The 21,383-nt window shown below is 68.7% G+C and carries 23 protein-coding genes; 12 read left to right on the top strand and 11 right to left on the bottom strand.

The genetic code is table 11. The annotated features are described in order from the left end of the window. Positions 1–145 precede the first annotated feature (145 nt). On the top strand, positions 146–292 hold the full coding sequence (locus tag ACTMTI_RS52650) for a hypothetical protein (protein WP_441128523.1): 147 nt from the start codon (positions 146–148) through the stop codon (positions 290–292). A 253-nt stretch (positions 293–545) separates the two neighbouring features. Here ACTMTI_RS52650 and ACTMTI_RS52645 read toward each other — a convergent pair whose 3' ends face one another. Together ACTMTI_RS52645 and nadE are read right to left on the bottom strand one after the other, a co-directional pair. Continuing rightward, positions 546–1,412, bottom strand: a complete 867-nt coding sequence (locus tag ACTMTI_RS52645) for a hypothetical protein (protein ID WP_441128522.1) — start codon at positions 1,410–1,412, stop codon at positions 546–548. Between the two features lie 369 nt (positions 1,413–1,781). Beyond that, positions 1,782–2,624 carry an ammonia-dependent NAD(+) synthetase gene (gene nadE / locus ACTMTI_RS52640; RefSeq protein WP_441128520.1) on the bottom strand — a complete coding sequence of 281 codons (843 nt, stop codon included), beginning with the start codon at positions 2,622–2,624 and terminating at the stop codon, positions 1,782–1,784. 618 nt (positions 2,625–3,242) lie between these two features. Between nadE and ACTMTI_RS52635 the strand changes: the two genes are divergently transcribed. Continuing rightward, on the top strand, positions 3,243–4,040 hold the full coding sequence (locus ACTMTI_RS52635; protein WP_441128518.1) for a thymidylate synthase: 798 nt from the start codon (positions 3,243–3,245) through the stop codon (positions 4,038–4,040). After that, positions 4,037–4,540 carry a dihydrofolate reductase gene (locus tag ACTMTI_RS52630; protein WP_441128517.1) on the top strand — a complete coding sequence of 168 codons (504 nt, stop codon included), beginning with the start codon at positions 4,037–4,039 and terminating at the stop codon, positions 4,538–4,540. Before ACTMTI_RS52635 ends, ACTMTI_RS52630 begins: the two co-directional genes overlap by 4 nt. A gap of 348 nt (positions 4,541–4,888) precedes the next feature. Here ACTMTI_RS52630 and ACTMTI_RS52625 read toward each other — a convergent pair whose 3' ends face one another. The 3 genes from ACTMTI_RS52625 to ACTMTI_RS52615 are packed head-to-tail and all read right to left on the bottom strand — an operon-like array spanning position 4,889 to position 6,358. Next, the gene (locus ACTMTI_RS52625; RefSeq protein WP_441128515.1) at positions 4,889–5,776 is read right to left on the bottom strand and encodes an NAD(P)-dependent oxidoreductase; all 888 of its coding nucleotides are present in this window, start codon (positions 5,774–5,776) and stop codon (positions 4,889–4,891) included. Positions 5,777–5,793: 17 nt separating this feature from the next. After that, positions 5,794–5,982 carry a hypothetical protein gene (locus ACTMTI_RS52620; RefSeq protein ID WP_441128514.1) on the bottom strand — a complete coding sequence of 63 codons (189 nt, stop codon included), beginning with the start codon at positions 5,980–5,982 and terminating at the stop codon, positions 5,794–5,796. A gap of 43 nt (positions 5,983–6,025) precedes the next feature. Beyond that, positions 6,026–6,358, bottom strand: a complete 333-nt coding sequence (locus tag ACTMTI_RS52615; RefSeq protein ID WP_441128512.1) for a nuclear transport factor 2 family protein — start codon at positions 6,356–6,358, stop codon at positions 6,026–6,028. Between the two features lie 334 nt (positions 6,359–6,692). Between ACTMTI_RS52615 and ACTMTI_RS52610 the strand changes: the two genes are divergently transcribed. Together ACTMTI_RS52610 and ACTMTI_RS52605 are read left to right on the top strand one after the other, a co-directional pair. Continuing rightward, positions 6,693–7,403 (top strand): TetR/AcrR family transcriptional regulator, encoded by a 711-nt coding sequence (locus ACTMTI_RS52610; RefSeq protein ID WP_441128511.1) that lies wholly within the window; start codon positions 6,693–6,695, stop codon positions 7,401–7,403. A 289-nt stretch (positions 7,404–7,692) separates the two neighbouring features. Then, positions 7,693–8,712: a LacI family DNA-binding transcriptional regulator gene (locus ACTMTI_RS52605; RefSeq protein ID WP_441128509.1), complete on the top strand. Its 1,020-nt coding sequence runs from the start codon at positions 7,693–7,695 to the stop codon at positions 8,710–8,712. Here ACTMTI_RS52605 and ACTMTI_RS52600 read toward each other — a convergent pair. After that, the gene (locus ACTMTI_RS52600) at positions 8,709–10,301 is read right to left on the bottom strand and encodes a glycoside hydrolase family 43 protein (protein ID WP_441128507.1); all 1,593 of its coding nucleotides are present in this window, start codon (positions 10,299–10,301) and stop codon (positions 8,709–8,711) included. The two genes, ACTMTI_RS52605 and ACTMTI_RS52600, sit on opposite strands and share 4 nt — an antisense overlap. A 138-nt stretch (positions 10,302–10,439) precedes the next feature. Between ACTMTI_RS52600 and ACTMTI_RS52595 the strand changes: the two genes are divergently transcribed. From ACTMTI_RS52595 to ACTMTI_RS52580, 4 genes are all read left to right on the top strand, one after another. After that, on the top strand, positions 10,440–11,795 hold the full coding sequence (locus tag ACTMTI_RS52595; RefSeq protein WP_441128505.1) for an ABC transporter substrate-binding protein: 1,356 nt from the start codon (positions 10,440–10,442) through the stop codon (positions 11,793–11,795). Between the two features lie 66 nt (positions 11,796–11,861). Beyond that, entirely contained in the window at positions 11,862–12,797 is a 936-nt protein-coding gene (locus ACTMTI_RS52590; protein ID WP_441128503.1) for a carbohydrate ABC transporter permease, read from the top strand. Further along, a complete protein-coding gene (locus ACTMTI_RS52585) occupies positions 12,794–13,690 on the top strand; it encodes a carbohydrate ABC transporter permease (protein WP_441128501.1) in 897 nt (298 codons plus the stop codon). Before ACTMTI_RS52590 ends, ACTMTI_RS52585 begins: the two co-directional genes overlap by 4 nt. Before the next feature lie 88 nt (positions 13,691–13,778). Then, positions 13,779–13,901 carry a hypothetical protein gene (locus ACTMTI_RS52580; protein ID WP_441128499.1) on the top strand — a complete coding sequence of 41 codons (123 nt, stop codon included), beginning with the start codon at positions 13,779–13,781 and terminating at the stop codon, positions 13,899–13,901. 120 nt (positions 13,902–14,021) lie between these two features. Here ACTMTI_RS52580 and ACTMTI_RS52575 read toward each other — a convergent pair whose 3' ends face one another. Further along, positions 14,022–14,753 (bottom strand): VOC family protein, encoded by a 732-nt coding sequence (locus tag ACTMTI_RS52575; protein WP_441128497.1) that lies wholly within the window; start codon positions 14,751–14,753, stop codon positions 14,022–14,024. 83 nt (positions 14,754–14,836) lie between these two features. Continuing rightward, positions 14,837–15,424 (bottom strand): PadR family transcriptional regulator, encoded by a 588-nt coding sequence (locus ACTMTI_RS52570; protein WP_441128495.1) that lies wholly within the window; start codon positions 15,422–15,424, stop codon positions 14,837–14,839. Positions 15,425–15,652: 228 nt separating this feature from the next. On the opposite strand from ACTMTI_RS52570, the gene ACTMTI_RS52565 reads away from it, so the two are divergent. Beyond that, positions 15,653–16,558: a helix-turn-helix transcriptional regulator gene (locus ACTMTI_RS52565; protein WP_441128493.1), complete on the top strand. Its 906-nt coding sequence runs from the start codon at positions 15,653–15,655 to the stop codon at positions 16,556–16,558. Between the two features lie 343 nt (positions 16,559–16,901). Here the strand turns inward: ACTMTI_RS52565 and ACTMTI_RS52560 are convergent, their stop codons facing one another. Then, positions 16,902–17,192 (bottom strand): hypothetical protein, encoded by a 291-nt coding sequence (locus tag ACTMTI_RS52560; RefSeq protein ID WP_441128492.1) that lies wholly within the window; start codon positions 17,190–17,192, stop codon positions 16,902–16,904. A gap of 34 nt (positions 17,193–17,226) precedes the next feature. After that, on the bottom strand, positions 17,227–17,679 hold the full coding sequence (locus ACTMTI_RS52555) for a carboxymuconolactone decarboxylase family protein (RefSeq protein WP_441128491.1): 453 nt from the start codon (positions 17,677–17,679) through the stop codon (positions 17,227–17,229). Between the two features lie 95 nt (positions 17,680–17,774). Between ACTMTI_RS52555 and ACTMTI_RS52550 the strand changes: the two genes are divergently transcribed. Beyond that, on the top strand, positions 17,775–20,576 hold the full coding sequence (locus tag ACTMTI_RS52550; protein ID WP_441128490.1) for a BTAD domain-containing putative transcriptional regulator: 2,802 nt from the start codon (positions 17,775–17,777) through the stop codon (positions 20,574–20,576). 79 nt (positions 20,577–20,655) lie between these two features. Further along, positions 20,656–20,823, top strand: coding sequence for a hypothetical protein (locus tag ACTMTI_RS52545; protein WP_441128488.1), 168 nt, complete (start codon positions 20,656–20,658; stop codon positions 20,821–20,823). A 127-nt stretch (positions 20,824–20,950) separates the two neighbouring features. Here the strand turns inward: ACTMTI_RS52545 and ACTMTI_RS52540 are convergent, their stop codons facing one another. Beyond that, positions 20,951–21,316 (bottom strand): DoxX family protein, encoded by a 366-nt coding sequence (locus ACTMTI_RS52540; protein WP_441128486.1) that lies wholly within the window; start codon positions 21,314–21,316, stop codon positions 20,951–20,953. Positions 21,317–21,383 lie beyond the last annotated feature (67 nt).

Genomic DNA, 21,383 nt, shown 5'->3' with positions numbered 1-21,383 from the left:
AACGAGTCCCTCTCAACCCAAACAGCCGCATAGGCTACGCCCATAAGACGGCTGTCCGGAATCTCCATGGCTCCTCAGCACGCTGGGCCAGACCCCGGCCGGACGGTGGGCCGAAGGTGTCGCGGCCGGCGGTCGTCCGGCCACGGTGACCAGCGAGACGGCGTTCCTGGTCGACTTCCTGCCGGTGATCCGGCGGACGATGAGGCGGACCGGCTTCACCGTCGATCACGTGCAGTACTACAGCGACGCGCTCAAGGTCATCGGGCAGGCGTGGGCCTCCACGCGGAGGTAGTCGTCGTCGCGCACCTCGGAAGTGTTTCATAGGAGCGTTTCACCCGGCTATCCGTTTGCACCGACCTATGAAACGGCGTTCGCCTTGGACGCATCCGGCCGCGAGCGGCGTTTCATAGGTGGTCGCCTATGAACATGCTTGGGGCTACGGCCTCCTGCACGAATTTCCCAAAGCCGTCTGCACGGGAGATTGCGACGAGGTGTGAAAGCGCCCCTTCTGGGAGCGGTATTGCCGGGTTGTGTTCCTGTCCAGGTCAACACCTGCTGTTCTTCGCATCGGGGACGGGGGTGGCAGTGGCCGCGGCGAGGCCGGGCTGGGCCCAGAGCAGGTAGGAGATGGCGCCGAAGTCTTCGGTGGGGCCGGCCCAGAAGACGCTGGTCACTTTCGGGACGGCGAGACCGTAGTGTCCGGCGTTGGTCTTGATACACCAGGCACGGTCCTTGTCACCTCCCTGCCAGTTCTGAAGTTTGCTCGTCCAGGCCGTGGAGGGAATGGACATGCATGCGCTGAGCGTCGGCTGACCGGTTCCGGTGAACTTCGCGGCCGTCGCCCCGTTGATCAGCTCCGGGCCTACGTTGATGCCGACTGTTTTGATCCGAATGTCCGCTGTGTGGGCCTCGGGCGGGTCGACCTGGAAGGTCTTGCCGGTGTCCAGGTCTTGGGAACCGTTCAGGTTGCCGGGGACGGTGCCGCGCACCGCGACGCTGTCGCCGCCTTTGGCGTCGGTGACGGCGACCTTCGCCGTGATGCCGGGCGGGATGATCACCTTGATCTGCCGCTCCTTGACGTAGAGGTCCACGTGCTTGAGCTGCGCGCCGTTCACGCTGACCTTGAGCTCGTGATCAGTGTTGAGCTCGAACACGCTCGTCTTTTGCTGCCCTTGGAGCGTCTGCTCGACCAGCAGCCATGTCTTGTCCTTCGGCACCGTGTGGTCGATGAGGTATTTCGCCAGAGCGTCCACCGCAAACAGACCGAGACTAACCGCTATACCCGGGATCGTCTTCGGTGCTGCCTCGGGCAGGACAGCCAAGACGATAGGCGAATAGGCCTCGTAGGCGCTGACGATCGGGTTCGGGGCGCAACTGGTGTGGTCGCAGCCCGAGACCAGGCCGCTGATCACAGCGCAGGTGAAAGCTACGGATGGCGCGTGTCGAAACAAGGTCTGTCCCCAGCTAGCCGCGTTGACCAGCTTCAGGATCGTCCTGCAGCCGCGCCCTGGCAAGAGAAGGGCCTACTCACCTGGACGCCGGTCAACGGTCTGATGTTCTCGGGGATTCTCCTAGCTCCACGCAGGCCGCCACCCCCTCCTGCGTTGGCACGCAGCCTCGGCTGCAGCCGGCACCGCCCTCAACGACGAGTCAGCCGACTCGCGGCGAGGCCAACACCTTCCCCATTCGAGAGAACCGCCCTTGGCCGCGCTCCCCTGAACGATTGGCCGGGGGGCGGCCAGGAACCGTCTGCTCGGATGGATCCGGCGATTACTGCTGGATCAACGCCGCCACCAGTCGTCGAATGGGGTGACCGGAACGGCCCGCTTGTGCCGGGTCGCGAGGTAGACCGACTCCACCTTTGCCGCCAGGTCCGGCGTGACGTCGGTACCTTCCAGATAGTCGTCGATCTGGCTGTACTTCAGGCCGAGTGCCACCTCGTCGGGCAGTGCGGGCCGGTCGTCCTCGAGGTCGGCGGTCGGCACCTTCTCCCAGATACTCGGTGGTGCGCCCAACTCCTGCAGCAGGGCGGCGCCTTGGCGCTTGGTCAGTCCGGTCAGCGGGGTGATGTCGGCACCGCCGTCGCCGTACTTGGTGAAGAAGCCGGTCACCGCCTCGGCCGCGTGGTCGGTGCCCACGACGAGCAGGCTCAGCTGCCCGGCGATCGAGTATTGGATCACCATGCGTTCGCGGGCCTTGATGTTGCCGCGCACGAAGTCCCGCAGCTTGGGCTCATCGCCCAGCAGCTCCCGCAAGCCGAGTACCGCCTCCGCGGCGACGGCGTCCGCGCTCGGCTTGACGTTCACCGCGATCGACCGGTCGGGCTGGATGAACCTCAGCGCGATCTGCGCGTCGTGCTCGTCGGCTTGCACGCCGTAGGGCAGCCGCACCGCGACGAAGGTGGCCTCATGCCCCTCGGCACGCAGCTCCTCGCTGGCGAGCTGGCACAACCTGCCGGTCAGCGCGCTGTCCTGGCCGCCACTGATCCCGAGCACGTAGCCCTTGGCCGGGGTCGACCGCAGGTAGTCCTTGAGGAAGTCGACTCGTTGCCGGATTTCGACTTTGGGCACAATGGTCGCCTTGACGCCAAGTTCGGTGAGAATCTGTTCCCGTAGGTTCGCCATCCAGGTACTGTACTGGCCGAAATCGAACTCCAGTGTTCCCCGGACCTTGATTCGGGATATGCCTGTTGAGCTGCGGCGATGTGTTGGAGACATGCCCCGGCGGCGGCTGCAGCCTGGGCCGCCGCCGGACGGATTCGCCGATACGGGGTGCCGCTGCTCACCCGGGCAGGTTCAGCAACTGCCACCGCGAGTCATCCCGGCGCGCAGCGGGTGGCCGCATGGCTCGGCCGTACACGTGGCAGAACAGTCGCTCGGCCGAACAGGCGGCGTCCGAGCGCAGCCACGGCGACACATCCACCGGCAGCACGATCCGCCCGTCCGGCCAGCACGTCGTGCAGCTGTTCCAGGTCGATCCGGCCGTGGTTGAGCCCGCCGTACAAGGGCCGGTCGGTCACGAAGTACACGGGAGGTCGTTAGCGCTGGTCAGCGCCGTTCTGAGGAGCCCGCGGACTGGCCACCAGTGGTGCGTCGCTCTGCGCGAGAAGACCTGCTGGAAGATGCTCCACGAATCGGCTGCACGGGCCGATGAAGCGCTGCGCCTGAACGTTGAGGACCTGCGCCCGGGGAGACATGACCGTCGAGTGTGTGCCTTGTAGGTGGCCAGTAGACTCGACGGCTGTGGCGGACACCCAGTACGAAGACCTGTTGCGGCTGGTGCTCACTTCCGGGACGGCCAAAGCCGACCGGACGGGCACCGGCACCCGAAGTGTCTTCGGGCACCAACTACGCTACGACCTCTCGCAGGGATTCCCGCTGGTCACCACCAAAAAAGTGCATCTCAGGTCCATCGTGTACGAACTGCTGTGGTTCCTGCGCGGCGACTCAAACGTCGGCTGGCTGCATGAGCACGGCGTCACCATCTGGGACGAATGGGCCGACGAGAACGGCGAGCTCGGCCCGGTTTACGGCGCACAGTGGCGCTCCTGGCCCGCCCCGGACGGCAGGCACATCGACCAGATCAGCGACGTTCTCGACGCTCTGCGCCGCGACCCGGATTCCCGCCGGATGATCGTCTCAGCCTGGAACGTCGCCGAGCTGACCAAGATGGCACTCGCGCCGTGTCATGCCTTCTTCCAGTTCTACGTCGCCGACGGCAAGCTCTCCTGCCAGCTGTACCAGCGCAGCGCGGACCTGTTCCTCGGCGTCCCGTTCAACATCGCCAGCTACGCCCTGCTCACGCACATGGTGACGCAGCAGGTCGGCCTTGAGCCGGGCGACTTCATCTGGACCGGCGGCGACTGCCACATCTACGACAACCACGTCGAGCAGGTGACCGAGCAGCTCTCACGCACCCCGTTCGAGTTCCCCGGGCTGCGTCTGCGCCGAGCCGACTCGCTTTTCGACTACACCTACTCCGACGTGGAGATGCTCGACTACCAGCATCACCCGGCCATCAAAGCCCCGGTGGCGGTGTGAACGTCGGGCTGATCTGGGCGCAGACCCTCGATGGCGTGATAGGCGCGGACAACGCGATTCCGTGGCGACTGCCTGAGGACATGGCGCATTTCAAGGCAACCACCCTCGGTAATCCAGTGGTGATGGGGCGCAAAACATGGGATTCGCTGCCTCCGCGATTCCGCCCACTGCCCGGCAGGCGCAACATCGTGGTGACTCGCGATCCACAATGGGCGGCCGAAGGCGCGGAACGTGCCGGGTCCATCGCAAAGGCTCTGGAACTCGCAGCCGAGCCGGTGGAGTCGGCCTCCCCCGCTGCGGCATGGGTGATCGGCGGCGGGGAAGTTTACCGTGCCGCCTTGGGATACGCCACGACGCTCTCGGTGACCGAAGTCGACTCGACGGTGGACGGCGACACCTACGCCCCGACATTGGACTCGACGTGGAAAGTCGCCGAGGACAAAGGCTGGCAGTCCTCGACATCCGGGCTGCGCTACCGCATACGCAGATACACCCGGTGACAGTCAACCCACCGCTTGGATCTGCGGATGAGGCCAACAACCCAAGATAGCTCTGCCATGTCGACTTCGTCCGGTTCTACGAGTAGCGGCATTTTCGCCCGGAACACCCGGTCCCGACGAAGGACGTCCAGCGCTTTGCGTTCGGCGGTGGTGACGAGCCAGGCGCCGGGCTTGCGGGGCACGCCGTCGCGGGCTCAGGCTTCCAGTGCGGCGAGGTAGGCGTCTTGGACGCACCCCTCGGCCAGATCGAGGTCGCCGGCGACGCGCGCCGTCGCAGCGAGCACGAAGGCCCACTCGCGACGGTGCGCGTCCGCCACGGCGCGTTTGTTCCGGCGCGCCGGTACCGGTTCATGGCTTGCGGAACTGTTTGATCATCGCTGCGTAACTGTCGTCGGCGTGGCCGTCGGCTGCCGCGCGTTTGGCCAGTTCCAGGAAGAAATTCGGCAACTCGGTGTTGACGCCGAGCGCCTTGGTCTCCTGGACCAGGTGCTCCATCCCGCCCATGTGGATGGCAACGGTGGCGTCGGTGGCCGGATACTCGCCCTCGTCGATCTGCTGCGCGTATGCGGAAACGTAGTCGGTCGTCACGTTGATCGCGGTGGTGGCCAGGGTCGCGAAAGTCGTCGCCTTGACGTTCGCGGTGCCCAGCAGTGCGGCACCCTGCAGGAAGCCGTTCAGGACACCCCACATGATGCTCAGGATGGACATGTCGTACAGGGCAGACAGGCCGTGGTCCTCATCGAGGTAAACGGTTCCGGTCTCGCTGAGTGCCTGCAGGGTGGTCTGGTGCTCCTCGAAGGCGGCCTTCGAGCCGGAGTACAACAGCGTGGCATCGGCGGTGCCGATGGCCTGGGGAAGGGCAAGGATCGCCCCGTCGAGGTAAGCGCTGCCGATCTTGGCCGCCCACCCGGCGGTTTCGCGTGCCTGGGTGGAACTGGCCGTGGCCAGGTTGACGAGGGTACGGCCGGCCAGCGAGGCGCCCACCGGGTCCAGCAACTCGTGCACGGCGTCGTAGTCCGAGACGCAGACAACGACGAGCGGACTTGCCTCGACCGCGCTCTCGATCGAGTCGGCCAGGGTGGCGCCGCTGGCGACGAGATCGTCGGCCTTGGCCGCCGAGCGGTTCCAGACGGTGGTCGGGTGACCGTTCATCAGGAAGGCCGCGGCCAGCGCATGGCCCATCAGTCCCAGGCCGACAACGGTGACCGGCGATTGCGCGGCGGAAAGGGTGGACATGTGTGCTCCTGCGTATCTCATGCGGCGTCCGCCGCGACGGGTGTGGTTGCCGTGGCAAGGGCTTGGGCGTGGTAGGTCGCCGGTCCGCGCGGCTCGGCCCGATATGTCGTGATGGTCACCGAGTCCAGCGCGCCGGCGGGGAACGGCACGCTGTCGGTGGCCAGTTCGGCGCCGGGCGGCACGGTGAAGGCCGGTTTCCCGGCCACGGTCAGTTCGGGCGGGTGGCGGTCCAGCCGTGCCGCGGGCGCCTCAGGTGAAGAACCCGACGACGCTGCGGATGCGGTCCCCGGCGAACTCGACGACGTCGTAGCCGGTGGCGACCGTGCCGAGTTTCCAGCTGAACAGCGCGCGGTCGTGGTGGGCGCCGACCACGGTGTCGAGGGTGAACCTCAGGTCGCCGAGCGTCTCCCGGGTGCGGCCGATCGCCTCGGACAGTTCGGCGTGCCCCCGCAGGCCCGCGTTGTCGGGGTCGCAGTAGAGCGAGTCCTCGGTGAGGACGGACTTCATCAGTGTCACCCGGGCGGCGGCGTCTCGCTCGTTCCAGATGTCGAGGTAGGCGAGGATCACATCGGTGGTGCTCACTTGCCGGCTCCTTCCAAAGTGGACGTTTGCTGTGGTTGCAGAGTGGGCCTGAGGGCGACGGCGGCGGACGTCCAACCTCGAGATGCAGGCCATTGGGTAGGTAGGTCGAGCTGCTGGTGAGGATGAGGCCGAGCGCGCCGCGCGTTCCCGATGTCGGGAAGCGCCACGTACCCGATGTTGTAGTCGAGCGCCACGATGAGCTGCGTCAACGCCGGCAGCCCGAGACGGGGTCCTTCTCTGGTCACAAGCTCCTGTTTCTACATGCCGTCTTATCACTACACGGCGTTTAGAAAGAACACGACGTAGATTAGTCCAACCCTGTAGACTGTCAAGTGTGAGCGACCACACGCTGAGCCGCCGCGACCGGCTGCGCGCCCAGACCAGCGCCGAGATCAAGGCGATCGCCATGAAGCTCATGGCGGACGGCGGCCCGGACGCCATCTCGCTACGCGCGATCGCCCGTGAGATGGGCATGACGGCCGGCGCGATCTACAGCTACTTCGCCACCCGCGATGACCTGATCACGACGCTCATCGGCGACGTCTACACCTCGGCGGTCGACGCCGCCGAGGCCGCCCGCGACGCGGTGCCGGAAACTGATCCAGGCGGCCGGATCCTGGCCTGGGCCCAAGCCATGCGCGAGTGGGCGTTGGCCAACCCCGAAGGCTTCCGGCTGATCTACGGCGACCCCGTGCCCGGCTACCGTCCGCCCGACGACGGCCCCGGCAAACAAGCCGAGGAGCGCGCCTGCAGCGGACTGATCGGCCTCGTCGCCGCAGCCTGGCCGACAGTCCAGGCGCGCCAATCCGAGGGCCGTGCCTACGACTGGGCCGATTTCGACCCGGACCTGGTAGCCCATGTCCGGAAGGACTTTCCGGACCTGCCACCGGCAGGCATCGCGATGACGCTAAGGGTGTGGGGCCGCATGCACGGGCTCATTGCCCTGGAGATCTACGGCCACCTACGCGCCCTCATGCACGACCCGGCCGCTGTCTACCGCGACGAGATGCACGACCTCATCGCCTCCCTCGGCCTCATATCGTGACCGCAGCCCGCAATCAGCGGAGATCCGGTGAACATGTCGACCATGAGGGGCACATGGCTGACGCCGCTGACCTCACCCTCTTGCAGCACGGCGCGGCCCGGGGGCAATGCCGCCATCGACCGCGTCGCGGCCTGGATGGCTGGACTCGGCCTGGCCGGGAGCTGTACGCGGCCACGGTCGAGGACCTGTTCTCTCGCCGTCTGCTCGAGTGATCTTCCATTCATGGTGGACGTGAGCACTTGGCAGGTGTGGCACCATCGAACCAACACCGGCAGGCGGAGCGAAGGACATGAACCGGGCACCAGGCATGGTGGATGTGGCACGCGAAGCGGGCGTGTCGCACGTCACCGTCTCCCGCGTCCTCAACAACCACCCCTCCGTGCGGCCGGAGACCCGGGCTCGCGTCGAGGCCGCCATCGAGAAGCTCGGCTATCGCCGCAACAGCGTCGCTCGCGCGCTCAAGAGCCGCCGCTCCTCGACGATCGGCGTGGTGCTCTCGGGCACCCAACTGTACGAGCTGCCCCGCATCCTGCGCGGCGTGCAGACCGCCGCGCAGCGGGCTGGATACTGGGTCAATCTGGCCAGCTGGCAGGGCGGAACCACCATGGACCTGGCCGAGACGCTGCAGCGCCTCACCGACCAGGCGGTCGAGGCCATCGCCGTCATCGCCGACCGGCCCATGGTGGCGGACGCCCTGGCCGGCATCGCCACCGGCGTGCCGATGACGGTGGTGATGTCGGGCAACGTGCCCAACCCGGACCTCGGCTTCGTCGAGCTCGATCAGGAGCTCGGTGCGTGCCTGGCCGTGCGGCACCTGCTGGAGCTGGGGCATCGCCACATCGTTCATCTGACCGGTGCGTTGCGCACCTTCGACGCGCGAGCCCGTGTCAAGGGCTGGCGGGCCGCGCTGAAAGATGTGCCGGAGGCCCGCGGAGAGGAGCTCGAGGGCGACTTCAGCGGCAACAGCGGTTACCGGCTGGCCCACTACCTGGTCACGCGCAAGGGACACGAGCCGCCGACGGCGATCTTCGCCGGCAACGACCAGATGGCCATGGGGGTGCTGGCGGCCTTCGCCGAGCTCGGTGTCAAGGTGCCCGACGACGTCTCGCTCGTCGGGTTCGACGACATCGCCGGGTCGGCCTATCTGGTGCCGTCGCTCACCACGGTCCGTCAGGACTTCGTCGGGCTCGGGGAGCGTTCGATCGAGCAGTTGTTGCGGATGATGCGGGGCGAGCCGGCCTCGTGTGAGCGGATCGCTCCCGAGCTGGTGGTCCGGCGTAGCACCGCGCCGCCCACTCCGCGGAGTTAACCGGCCGCGTCCACGATGCCGGTCCGTTCGGGATGCGGCTGGTAGTCGAACCAGTGGACCCGTGCGCGCCCGTTGCCGGCACCACCGTTGCTGGTGGCGTAAAGGCCAAGGTGAACCCCGACGAATCCGCCCGCGCGTTCGGTGCTGAAGAAGGACCGCTCGATGGTGGCCAGGCTGGTCCACCGGCCGGTGGCGGAGTCGTTGACGCCGAAGGCGTATTCGGTCTCATCTGCCTCGACTGCGAGCACGGCCTCGCCCGCCGTCACGGGTACGCCGGCAAGACGGGTGCTCGTGCCGGCCTCCCTGACCGTCAGCACCGCCTGCGCCCTTCCGTCGCCATCCATGGTGAGGGCGAGCGTGACGTGATGGTCCTGGTGCTGGAAAACGGCCAAGCCGGCCTCCTCGGCCGGGTTGGCGGCGGCGAAGCCGATCCGCGCCTGCACGCGAAAACGGACGTGCTGCTGGCGCCGGGCGATGAAGGCAGGCACCCCAAGGGAGCTGAGCGGCTCGGGCGCCAGATCGATCTCCAGCCCTCCCCCGTCCGCCGAGGGCCTGATGAGATCGGTGACCGGGCCGCGGAGGCTGTTCCACTCCAGGCCGAGCACCGGCTCGTCGAAGCGCACCGGGCCCGTCGCGGCCGCGTCGCCGATCGGCTGTCCGGACGCGAGCGCCGGCCGCCGCTCCGTCAGCCGCACTCCGCCTGTCTCCGGGGCGAAGACGGGCCCGCTGGGGCTCCAGGCGACAGGCACCAGGAACACCTCTCGGCCCAGCGTGTGGGTGCCGCCGATCTGCCGTACGCCCAGCGCCACCGCCCACGTCTCGCCGTCGGGGGTGTCCACCAGGTCGACGTGGCCGACGTTGTGGATGGGCTCGTCCGGACTGCGATGCCGGTGCGTCAGCAGCGGGCTGCGCGGATCGGTGACATACGGACCGGTGACGGCGTCGGAGCGGGCGGCGGTGACGCTGTGGTTGCTCTCGGTGCCGCCCTCGGCGGCGATCAGGTAGTACCTGCCATCGCGCTTGTACAGGTGCGGCGCCTCCACCCACGCCCCCCGTACGGCGCCGTGCCAGAGCACATGGGTGGGCCCGACGAGCTTGAGGCGGTCCAGGTCGAGCTCACGCATCCACAACTCGCCGGGTCCGCCGCCGTTCGGATGGGCCGCGTCGCGGCAGGCGGTGAGCCAGCACCGGCCGTCGTCATCGAAGAACAGCGACGGATCGATGCCTTCAGCCTCCAGCGGGACGGGGTCCGACCACGGCCCGGCGGGGTCGTCGGCGGTGACGACGAAGGTGAGGCTGCCCTGCCGATTTCTGGCCAGGGTGGAAACCACGTAGAACGTGCCGTCGTGGTGGCGGATGGTCGGCGCCCAGATTCCGTCGGAGACGTCCAAGCCCTCCAGGGAGAGCGGGCCCGGCCGGTTCAGCACGTGAGTGAGCTGACGCCAACCGACCAGGTCCCGGCTGTGGAACACGGGGATGCCCGGATAGTAGGCGAACGACGAGGTGACCAAGTAGAAGTCCTCGCCAACCCGGCAGATCGACGGGTCCGGATGGCAGCCGGGCAGGACCGGGTTGCGGAAGGTGGGCACGGGGGTGGGCTCCGAAGCGTGTGTCGGCTCGGTTACGAGCAGGGGGCTTGACAGGATGACAACGTTAACATCAGGTTAGTTCCCAACGCACGACCCGGCATCCCCGCCGCGATGCACCACCTTGCCGAGGAGATCGTCATGACCCCACCGACCCTCCCCCCGCTCCGACACCGTCGCCGCCGGACGAGGGTGAGCACCGCCGTGCTGGCGTTCACCCTGGCGGCGTCCCTGGCCGCCTGCTCGTCCGCCGACACCTCCTCCTCGGATACCGCGACCGCCAGTGGGCCGGTCACGCTCGAGTTCTGGACCTGGAGCCTCAAAGGCACCGACCCGGCGGCCAAGGCGATCGTCGACAAGTACCACCAGGCACACCCGAACGTCACCATCAAGCTGTCGGAGGTCGGCGGCACCGCCGACACCGCCTCCAAGCTGCTGGCAGCCGACCAGGCCGGCGACACCCCCGACGTGGTGCAACTGGAGTACCGCGGTGTGCCCGCCCTGGTGGTGGCCGGAGCCGTCAAGGACATCACCGCCGACGTGGCCGGCGTCAAGTCCTCCATCGACCCCAACATCTGGGCCCTGACCACCTTCAACAACCAGGTCTACGGCGTACCCCAGGACATCGGCCCGATGATGCTCACCTACCGCAAGGACCTGTTCGACAAGTACGGCGTCAAGGTCCCCACCACCTGGGCCGAGTACGCCGAGGCCGCCGAGCAGATCCACAAGAAGGACCCCGACGCCTACATCGCCAGCTTCTCGGCCACCCAGTTCGAGTTCTTCGCCGCCCACGCCGCCCAGGCCGGCGCCACCTGGTGGAGCAACGACGGCAACGCCTGGAAAGTCGGCATCGACAGCGAGCAGTCGCTGAAGACGGCCGACTTCTGGCAGGACCTCGTGGAGCGGGACCTGGTCAAGGTGGAACCGCTGCTCACGCCCGAATGGAACGCGCAAGTCAACAGCGGCAAGATCCTCAGCTGGGCCGCCGCCTCCTGGGCGCCGAGCGTGATCCAGTCAGTGGCCCCGGACACCGCGGGCAAGTGGGAATCCGCGCCGCTGCCGCAGTGGACGCCCGGCAACGCCGCCGTCCCGTTCCTGGGCGGTTCCGCGTACCTGGTGCCCGCCAAGTCGAAGCACGCCAAGGAGGCCGCCGCCTTCGCCGCCTGGCTCGGCGCCTCCGACGAGGGCTCCAAACTGCTGCTCGGCCTCGACATCTATCCCGGCGGCAACGCCGGCCGGCAGGCGACCCTGAGCGCCGAGCCGCCGAAGCTGATGCCCCAGCAGAAGGACTTCTACCAGGTCGCCGACCAGGTGATCAAGAACACCACCATCCCGGTGACCTGGGGACCCAACGTGAACGTGGCACAGACCGCCTTCGGCGACGCGCTGAACACCGCCGCGCTCAACAAGACCTCCTTCCGTGCGGTCTACCAGGCCACCCAGCAGGCCGTCGTCGCGGACCTGCAGAAGGCCGGCTACACCGTGACCAAGTAGGCGCTGAGGGCCCGGCGAGCGGCCGGGCCCGGAGCATCGCCTCTCGATCTCAACTCTGGACGTCCCATGCCCGCTAACCCCGCCGCGTCCGCTGGGCGGCGGATGCGTATCCGCGCCGTCACCACTCCTTGGCTGTTCGCCACGCCCGCGATCGTCTTCTTCACGCTGTTCCTGATCATCCCGATCGGTTACGCGCTCTACCTGAGTTTCCGCGGCTTCCGCGTCGAAGGCGGCGGCGCGTTCGGCCGGCGCGTGCAGGCCTTCGTCGGCTTTGACAACTACCTGGCCGCACTCACCGACCCCGAATACGTGGCCGGGCTCGGGCGGGTGCTGCTCTACGGCATCATCGCCGTCCCGAGCGTGCTGGGCCTGGCCCTGCTGTTCGCGCTGCTGCTCGACACCCCCAGGGTGCGGGCGCGCGGCTTCACCCGCACCGCGATCTTCCTGCCGTACGCGGTGCCTGGCGTGATCGCCAGCCTGCTGTGGGGCTTTCTGTATCTGCCCAGCACCAGCCCGATCAATGACATCGCCGAGCGACTGCACGCCGGGCCGCTGAATTTCTTCGGTTTTCCCGCCCTGTACTTCTCGCTGGCCAACATCGCGCTGTGGTCCGGCGTCGGCTTCAACATGATCATCATCTTCACGTCGCTGCGTGCCATTCCCACCTCCGTCTACGAGGCCGCCCGCATCGACGGGGCCGGCGAGCTGCAGATCGCCTGGCGCATCAAGATCCCGCTGGTCGCCCCCGCCCTCGTGCTCACCGGGCTGTTCTCCGTCATCGGCACCCTGCAGCTGTACAGCGAACCGGCCACACTGCGCCCGATGTCGACCACGATCTCCGCCAGCTGGGTGCCGCTGATGAAGATCTACCAGGAGGCGTTCATGAACGACAACCTGGGCGGGGCCGCCGCCGCCTCCGTCGTGCTGGCCCTGGGCATTCTCGTCATCTCGCTGCTGCTGCTGCGTTTCTTCCAGCGCCGGACCTTCGGAGACAACGCATGAGCGCCACCCTCCACGCCTCGCCCCGCACCGGCGACCGCCAGTTCGGCCACCGCCGCCGGTCCCACCGGCGGCGGCCGCGGCTGGCGCTGACCGTGCTGCTGCTCGGCGCGCTCTACTGTCTGACCCCCGTGGCCTGGGTCGTCATGGCCGCCTCCAAAACCCCGCGCGAGCTGTTCACCACCTTTTCCTTCGCGCCCGGCAGCGGATTCTTCGACAACCTCGCCAACCTCAGTGGCTACGGCGACGGCCAGTTCTGGCAGTGGGGGCTCAACTCGCTGCTGTACGCCGGCCTCGGCGCGGTCTTGTCGACGCTCGTGTCGGCCATGGCCGGCTACGCCCTGGCCAAGTTCCGCTTCCGCGGACGCGAAGCGCTGTTCTCCGTGATCCTCGCCGGCGTGCTCGTGCCCGGCATCGTGCTGGCCGTCCCGCAGTATCTGCTGCTGGCCGCCGTCGGCCTGGCCGGAACCCACTGGTCGGTGCTCCTGCCGGTCATCATCAACCCGTTCGGCATCTTCCTGTGCCGGGTCTTCGCCGCCGCCGCGGTCCCGCAGGACACCCTGGAGGCGGCACGCCTGGACGGGGCCGGCGAGATCCGCATCTTCGGCAACATCGTGCTGCCCATGATGGTGCAGGGGCTCGTCACGGTGTTCCTGCTGCAGTTCGTCGGCATCTGGAACAACTTCCTGCTGCCCTTCATCATGCTCTCCGACCAGGACAAATATCCGATCACCCTCGGCCTGTACACGTTCCTGGGCAAGGGCGCGGGCGACGGCGACCTGTACTCGCTGGTCATCATGGGCTCGGCCGTGTCCGTCATCCCGCTGATCATCCTCGTCCTGGTCCTGCAGCGCTTCTGGCGCGCCGACCTGCTGGCCGGCGGGCTGAAGGGGTGACGGCCGGGACGCGCTTGCGGCATCGCTCCCCCGGCGCATCCCCGTCGGGCGACATGGTCACCGTTGTGTCTGAAAGGATCACCCACGGATGAAGTTCACCGACGGGCTCCGGCAGATGCGCCCCGGCGTCAGCGCGTTGTACTGGCGCTCCCGACCCGGCGTCTTCGAGCGCTGGGTCGTCTTCGGGCTGATTGCCTCTCTATGTGCGTGAAGGCGCCGTGCTGCGATCGGAGCCAGGGACGATCGGCCGGGCTACGACTACCTCGACGGCCTTACCGTGCGCGTGTGTGCCCTGGGGTGTGTCCGCGGGCGGTCCGGGGCCGGGTGTGGGTCAGGGCCGCTGTGCGGGCCGGAGAATGGCCTCCATGTCGTCGAGTGCGGCCAGGGTCTCGGCCAGCCTGTCGCGCTCGGCTTCGGAGAGGGTGAGCGCGCGGGCCCGGGCGAGGGCGTCGCCGGCTGCGGCGGGGTCATCGGCGCGGAGCGCGAGCTCGGCGCGGTAGGCCAGCGCCTGGAGGTGCTCGGCCGCCGTCGCGGTGTCCTTGTCGCGTTCCAGGGCCGCGTCCAGGATCTGAGCCGCCCGTAGGTGCTTGCCGTGGGAGTCGCCCATCACGACCGCCGTGTGCAGGGTCGTGGTGAGCTTGCCGGAGGCCGCCTCCTTCTCCTCGGGCGCGGGTTTGGCGGCCATGATCCTGATCCAGTTCCCGCCGGGGTCGATGACGGTGAATCCGGAATGGTTCTCGGCGTTCTTGCGCTTGCGGGGCCGGGTCATCCGGGGGATCCCGGAGACCAGGAGTTTGCCGTGGGCCTCACGCATGCCCGCGGCGAACGCCTCGAAGAGCTCCCCGGTGTCGGGCACGATGACCAGGCAGGTCCCGTAGGAATCCTCAGGGTTGAAGTCCGGCATGCCGAAGAAGTCCAGCTGGAGGTCTTGGCGCTTGAGTGAGACGTACGGGTTCGGGCGGACCTGGTAGTAGGTCCGGGTGAAGCCCAGCATGGTGTAGAACTCGACGATCTCGTCGATGGACCGGCAGGGAAGCAGTGGCACGGTGATCTCGTTGGCCATGGATTTCTCCCTTTCGATGGAGGTGGGTTGCTGTGGTCGGCGAGCTGTGGCGCTGCCCGGCCCGGACGTGGTGGAGCGGGCCATTACTCGACCTGCTGCGTGGGCGCGGAGTCCTCGCCGGCCATGGTGAACGCGCCCTCTTCCAGGCGGCGGATCAGCCGGTGGGTCCATTGGGCGCCGGTGTCGGCGGTGGTCAGCCACAGGGACAGGACCTCGCCTATCGGCCCCCAGGTGTCCAGATCGGTGTCCGCGGGCAGGCGCGAGGTGATGCTCGTGCGCCACTCGTGCATCGCGCGAGCTCGCGCGCGCAGCATCTCCAGGGCACGCTCCCGGGGAAGGTCCTCAATCAGGCCGACAGCGGCGCCCAGCACGTCCAGGCTCGGCTCGCGGTCGGTGAGGGCCCGGCTCAGGAGGGTGAAGTACTCCTGTTCGCCTTTGTCGGTCAGCTCGTACTCGATCCGCGGCGGGCCCCCGGCTTGCGAGGGGACCGTCTCGTGCGTCACCAGCAGGCCCTGGCCGGCCATGCTCTTGAGCGCGTGGTACACCGACCCCGACGTGGCGGTGGACCACTCGTGCGCGCCCCACGACTCCAGATCCGCGCGCACCTGGTAGCCGTGTGCGCGTCCGCGCCTGCGCAGCGCTCCCAGGACCAGTAGCCGTACTGACTTCATCGAGCTCCCCAGACCTCGGCTAGCCAAATTTGGCGAGCTTCCTTCGCGAGAGTACCGCCGACCTACTCACTAGCCAAATTTGGCTAGTGAGGCGACCTGGAGAACGACATCGACGCCGGCTCGCTGTGCCGGCGCACGCAGGCCTGGGCGGCCGGGACCCAGGGCCCTCAAACCCTTTCCACGCAGGTCAGGGCTCCTCCGCCACATCCGGCCTGCCACACTGGACAGATGGCACGTGAGCGGCAGATCGGCAGCGGCAACACGGAACTCGGGCTCTTCCTGAAAGCCCGCCGCAACCGGGTCACCCCCAAGGAGGTCGGCCTCTCCGCCGGCTCCGGCCTACGTCGCACGCCCGGGCTTCGCCGCGAGGAGCTGGCCACCCTTGCCGGGGTGAGCATCGACTACTACACGCGGCTGGAGCGCGGCAAGGAGACCAACCCCAGCCCGTCCGTCGTGGACGCGCTCGCCCGCGCCCTGATGCTGACCGCGGCCGAGCACGGGCACCTGCGCGACCTCGTCGCGTGCGCCGCCCGCAGCACCGCGCCCGAATCACCGTCCCCGGCCGCACAGACCGTACGGCCGGGGATCGAGCTGCTGCTGGAGAGCCTGCGCCCCTTCCCGGCGTACGTGGTCAACCGCACCATGGACATCCTCGTTTGCAACAGAAGCGGGCTGCGGCTGTTCGCCGGGATGGAGAAGTGGCCGGCGGAGAAACGCAACGTGGTGCGCTACGTCTTCCTCCACCCCGATGCCCCGAGCCTCTTCGACAACTGGGAGGAGCAGATCCGCGCCTGCGTCGGCCGCCTGCGCGCCCTGGTCGGCATCGAGCCGGATGCCCCCGACCTGACCGCGCTCGTCGGAGAACTCCTCTCGAAGAGCGCCGAGTTCACCGACCTGTGGGAGCGCTACGACGTACGGTGGCACACCCACGGCAGCAAGACGTTCCACCACCCCGAGGTCGGCGACCTCACCGCGGGCTACCAGTCCATGCAGCTCGAAGGCACCCCGGGGCACCGGCTCGTCGCCTACTACGCCGAACCCGGCACCCCCGACCACAACAAGCTGGTCCTGCTCGACATGACCGCACCCGAGCCGTCACCCGCCTCCCCATCAGATCCCGAGCGCCTTCTCTGACGGGCCGGATGTGCCGGCGCAGAACGACCTGGGCCGCCGTCTTGAGGTAGACGCCGCCGTTGTTCAGCTTGAGCAGCGATGTGGATCCGGTCATGGGGACGTACTACCTGCGTGGATCGGTCAGGGCCCGATGAGGACCTTCAGCGCGGTCCGGGCCGCCATGGCGCGGTAGCCGTCGGGGACCTGGTCCAGGCCGAGTGCGGTCGAAGACCCGGCCCGGCTCGATCCTGGCTTCCAGGACGTCGAGCGCGGTCGCGGACCCCCAGGGCTGATCGATGGGCTCCTGCGGTACCTCGGCGCCGGATGCCCGTACCCGCAAGGAGGTTGCGTCGAGGACCGGGTCTCACTGCTCGTCGACGACCTGACCGTTCAGGGCGGTGGCGTCCTTGGTGAGGGCCATGGTCAGCGGCGCCTCCGGGAAGGTGGGGAGGGCGGCGAACGCGGCGCCCATCTGCCCGGCGGTCTCCCAGTGCCAGGTGTCGGTGTAGGTGCCGTCCTCGAGCTGGATCAGCACGACGTGGGTGAGCCCGGGGTGCCCCTTCCGGACGGTCGCGATCAGCGAGCTCCGGCGGGCCAGGAACTCCTCCAGATCGGCGTCGGCGACGGAGTAGCGGTGCGAGCGGACGACGGACATGTCGGTGTCTCCTTCTGTGCGTGGGGGGCGGGGCTTACCAGCTGCCGGCGATCTGCCGGATCGGGGCGTTCAGACGGTTGAAGAGGTTGGTGACGGCGGTCATCAGCAGGATCGAGGCCAGCTGCTGCTCGTCGAAGTGGTCGGCGGCGTTGTTCCAGACCTCGTCGGGGACGGCGTCGGCGCGGTCGGCCAGCCGGGTCGAGGCCTCCGCCAGCTCCAGCGCGGCCCGCTCGGCGTCGGTGTAGTACGGGGCCTCGCGCCAGGCGGTGACCAGGCCGATGCGCTCGTCGCTCTCGCCGAGCTTGCGCAGGTTCTTCAGGCCGGTGTCGACGCAGAAGCTGCAGCCGTTGATCTGGCTGACCCGCAGGTGGATCATCTCCATGAGCTCCTGGGGAAGCCCCTGCGACTGAGCGGCCTTCATCAGCTCCATGATCGGCTTCATCGCGGCGGGGATGATCGTGGCGGGGTTCTTCATCCGGGCTTCCATCGTGTTTCCTTCGTCTCGGTTGGTGTGAGATCAGAGTGGCTGCCCGGATTGATACATTCGCTATGCGCGCACGATGCGATGGTGATGGGGGGACGATGCTGCGCTTCACCCTTCTCGGCCCTGTCGAGATGGTCGTCGACGGGGCGCCCCTGACCGGCATCGCCCCACGTCACCGGGCCGTGCTGGCCTACCTTCTGCTCAACGCAGGCCGGGTGATCAGCATCGAGCGGCTGATCGACGCGATGTGGGGCTACGACCAGCCCGACACCGCCCGATCGCAGATCCATGCCTCGATCACCGCGATCCGCAAGGTGCTGCGTGGTGCGGGAGCCGTACGGCTCCTCGAGACGCGGGCCGGCGGCTACGTCGCGCAGCCGGAGCCCGGGCAGCTCGACGCGCAGGAGTTCACCGAGCTGGTAGCCGCCGGTGAGCTGCGCAAGGCCCTTGATCTGTGGAGCGGCGAGGCGCTGGAGGACGTGCACGCGCATTACGTCAGCGGGGTCCGGGAGCTCTGGAACGACCGGCGGCTGTCGGCATACGAGCGTCTGGTGGAGGGCGAGCTCGCCGCCGGGCGGCACGGCGATCTGCTCGACGAGCTCGCCGCCCAGGTGACCGCCAACCCGCTCCGCGAGAAGCTCAACGGCCACCTCGTCCTGGCCCTGCACCGGGCGGGGCGGCAGGCCGACGCCCTGGCCGCGGCGCGTTCTTACCGTACGGCTCTCGCGGACGAGCAGGGGCTGGATCCCGGGCGCGCCTTCACCGAGCTGGAGCGGGCGGTCCTGGCGGATGATCCGGCGTTGCGCCTGGCTGACGCGGCGCCGGTCGTTTCCGGCGCGCCGCGTCGCTCCACCTTCCTGCCCTACGACATTCCCGATTTCTCCGGACGGACCGCGGAGCTGGAGCGGCTCGTGGGCGAATACCACGGGTCGGCGGTCGTCACGATCGACGGCATGGCCGGGATCGGCAAGACCACGCTCGCCGTCCACGTGGCCCACCGGCTGGCCGCCCGCTATCCGGACGGCCGGCTCTTCATCGACTTGCAGGCCCACGCCGCAGGCCGGGAGCCGGTCGACGCCGCTGCCGCGCTGGAGGCCCTCCTCCGCCAGTTCGGGGTGCCCGCCGATCGCATCCCGGTCACACTGGTCGAGCGGAGCGCCCTGTGGCGCGCCGAGCTGGCCGATCGCCGCGTGCTCGCCGTACTCGACAACGCCTTCGACGCCGAGCAGGTGCGCCCCCTGCTGCCGGGGCACTCCGACACCCTCGTCCTGATCACCAGCAGGCGGCGGCTCGTCGACCTGGACGGCGCCCACGCGCTGTCGGTCGACGTGCTGGGCGAGGAAGACGCCGCCGAGCTGTTCGAGCGGATCGTGGGCGAACGCGCTCACCACGAGCCGGACGCCGTACGCGAGGTGCTGCAGCTGTGCGGGCACCTCCCGCTCGCCATCCGGATCTCGGCCGCCCGCCTCCAGCACCGCCCGCGCTGGAGCGTGTCCTACCTGGCGAGCCGGCTGCGGGACCATCGCCGGCTCCTGGACGGGGTGTCGGCGGCCTTCGCCCTCTCCTACGAGCAACTCCACGAGGCTGAGCAGCGCATGTTCCGCCTGCTCGGGCTGGTGCCCGGGCGCGACATCGACCCGTACGGCGCGGCCGCGCTGGCGGGGATCTCGGAGGAGGAGGCGGAGGAGCTCCTCGAAGGCCTCCTCGACGCCCACATGCTCCTGCAGCTCGAACCGGGCCGATACACCTTCCACGATCTGCTTCGCGAGCACGCGCGCTCGATCGCCGAGGACGACGGCGCCGCCCTGCGGCTGCTCACCTACTACCTGCACCGCTCCCGCGCGGCGATAGACCGGCTCTTCCCGGACAGCGTCAGCCAGCGGGAGGGCATCCCCCAGCCGGCCGCCCCGATCGCGCCCATCCGCGACGCCGCGGAGGCGATCGCCTGGCTCGACGCCGAGCGCTCCAACATCATCGCGACCGCCGTCCACGGACCTGAGATCTGCCTGGGCATGCTGGCCCTGGCGATGCGCCCCTACCTCGACCGGCAGGCGCACCACGACGACGCGCTCACGCTCCACACCCTGACGCTCCAGCGCAGCCGCAAACTCGGCGACCGCGCGGTCCAGGCGCGAGCGCTCACGGACCTGGCGTGGACCTACTGGCGGCTCGGCGAGTACGAGCGCGCAGAGGAGCACGCTCACCAGGCCCTCGACGCGTGCGAGGAGGCCTGCGAACGGGCTCGGGCATTGCTCACGCTGGGCAACGTGGCCCTGCGCCGTCGGCAGGACACGCAGGCGGAGCAGTACCTCCAGCAGGCACTCGACCTCACCCGGATCGGCGCCGACACCTGGGGCGAGGCCCACGTGCTGGGCATCCTCGCCCTCGTCCTCGACCGGGCCGACCGTCCGGAGGAGGCCCGGCGCCATCTCGACCTGGCGCTGGCGCTCCACCGCAAGTTCGGCAACCCGGCCGGAGAGGCGGTGATCCTCAACCACCTCGGTGTCGTCCTCCGGCACCAAGGCGAGCTCGCGCAGGCACGCACCCGCCATGAGCAGGCCGCGGCTCTCTACCGCAAGCTCGGCAACACCGCCGACGAGGCGGCCGCACTCAACGGGCTGGCCGAGGCGGCGGGCGACCCGGCTCGGGCGGCCGAGGAGCACACGGCCGCGCTCGCGCTCGCCAACCTGACGCGCAACCGGCCGGAGCAGGCGCGTGCGCACGACGGGCTGGCGCGCGCCCACCTCGCACTCGGGGACTCAGAGCAGGCTTGTGAGCATGGGCGGCTGGCTCTCGGCCTTTACGGGGAGCTCGGTGTTCCGGAGGCCGAGGAGGTCCGCATTCTCTTGGAGCATGCCGGTGAGTTTGCTTCGCAAGGCAGGACCATCCTCACCCCGTGAGGTCATGACTGGTTCTGTCGCAGGACGGCTCTGGCCATCTCGGCAGGAGTTCTGGGGCTCGTGTCTCATAGGCGAAGCCGTGATCGTGCGCCGGGCGTACGCCCGCTTGCGCTTGCGGCTCGCCGCCGCGAGCCCGCCGATCTCCGGCACGTACGCGCGGGCCGGGGCAGCGGTCAGCCCGCCGATCTCGCCGTCGGGGTGGGCGGCGAAGGCGATCCGATCGCCGTGGCAGGGGCGCATGGTGTGACCACTCCCCCGCGTCGTCCAGGTCGGTGAGGAGTCACCGATGTGCCGCGGTGGTCCCCTGGGGCACCCGACCCACCCGTCGCCCGGTCTGGCGGTTGACGGCCGGGCCGGGACGTTGGGCAGACGGTTCAGAGCCAGATGGTGCCGAGCCAGGCGGTTGCTGCGGCGGCCGCCAGGAGGGCGATGTTGAGTCCGATCTGCCGGGCCTCGCCGCGGCTCAGGTGGACCGCGATGCCGCCGATCTGGATCAGGACGAGCCCGATCGCCGCGGCGATGGCCAGCCAGGGCGCGATCCCGGTCAGCGGCGGCAGGATCAGGCCGGCCGCGCCGAGGACTTCCAGGACTCCGATCGAGCGGACGAGCGGCATGGGAACGGTGTCGACCCAGCCCATCATCGGCTGGAGCTGCTCCTGGCTCTGGGTGACCTTCTTGCCCCCGGCGTAGAGGTAGAAGACGGCCAGGAGTGCCGCGACGATCCAGTAGGAAATCTCCATGAAGGACACCTCGGAGGCTAGTGACGTGGCGCGGGCCACGATGGTTACCAGTCGTAAGTAGCCCCAT

Source organism: Nonomuraea sp. H19 (assembly GCF_052068215.1).
Classification (GTDB): Bacteria; Actinomycetota; Actinomycetes; order Streptosporangiales; family Streptosporangiaceae; genus Nonomuraea.
The sequence above is the reverse complement of the archived record's forward strand: the minus strand, read 5'-3'. Positions and strand labels throughout refer to the sequence as shown.